Below are 773 nucleotides of genomic sequence, written 5' to 3' on the forward strand. Positions count from 1 at the left end.
AAAGCCCACCAACTCATCGAGCGCCGGATCACCCCGACCGGCCACCGCGAAGCCCACGGCCACATCAGAACTGGCGCCGATCTTCGACAACAACATCGCCAACCCGGCCTGCACCACCATGAAACTCGACGCGTTATGCTCACGGGCCAGCCGAGCAACCTTGCGCTGCAATCCCGCCGACCACTCGACGGCCACACTGGCCCCACGCTGATCAGCCACCAATGGATAAGGCCGATCAGTCGGCAACTCCAAACGCTCAGGCATCCCGGCCAGCGCCTGCTCCCAAAACTTCAACTCCAGAGCAATGGCACTGCGCGGATCAGACTCCTCCCCCAGCCACTCCTGTTGCCACAGCGTGTAATCGGCATACTGCACCGCCAACGGCGTCCACCCCGGCGCCCGACCGGCGCACCGGCTGGTATAGGCCACACTCAAATCAGCGGTCAGCGGCCTTAGCGACCAGCCATCCGCGGCGATATGGTGCATCACAATCACCAGCATGTGCTCGTCGTCGACGAAGCGAAAAAGCCTTGCCCGCAGCGGGATCTCGGTGGCCAGATCAAAGGTATGGCGTGCCGCGGCGTCGATGACCTCACCCAGCCGGGCTGGTGACCAGCTGCTGGCATCAACAACGTCCCACCCAAAATCGGCCTGCTCAACAGGAATAACCACCTGTCGGGGTGTTCCCTCGACCGCGGGGAACACAGTGCGCAGGCTTTCATGACGGCCCACCACATCGGCCAGCGCCGCAGCCAACGCATCAACATCGAGCG

The 773-nt window shown here is 63.3% G+C and carries 1 protein-coding gene; it reads right to left on the minus strand.

Features of this window, described 5'->3' with window-relative positions; all coding sequences use genetic code 11:
* A partial coding sequence (locus A5736_RS17940) for a condensation domain-containing protein (protein ID WP_254848400.1) occupies positions 1-773 on the minus strand: 773 nt, incomplete at both ends.

It is taken from the genome of Mycobacterium sp. SP-6446, from assembly GCF_001954045.1.
GTDB lineage: Bacteria > Actinomycetota > Actinomycetes > Mycobacteriales > Mycobacteriaceae > Mycobacterium.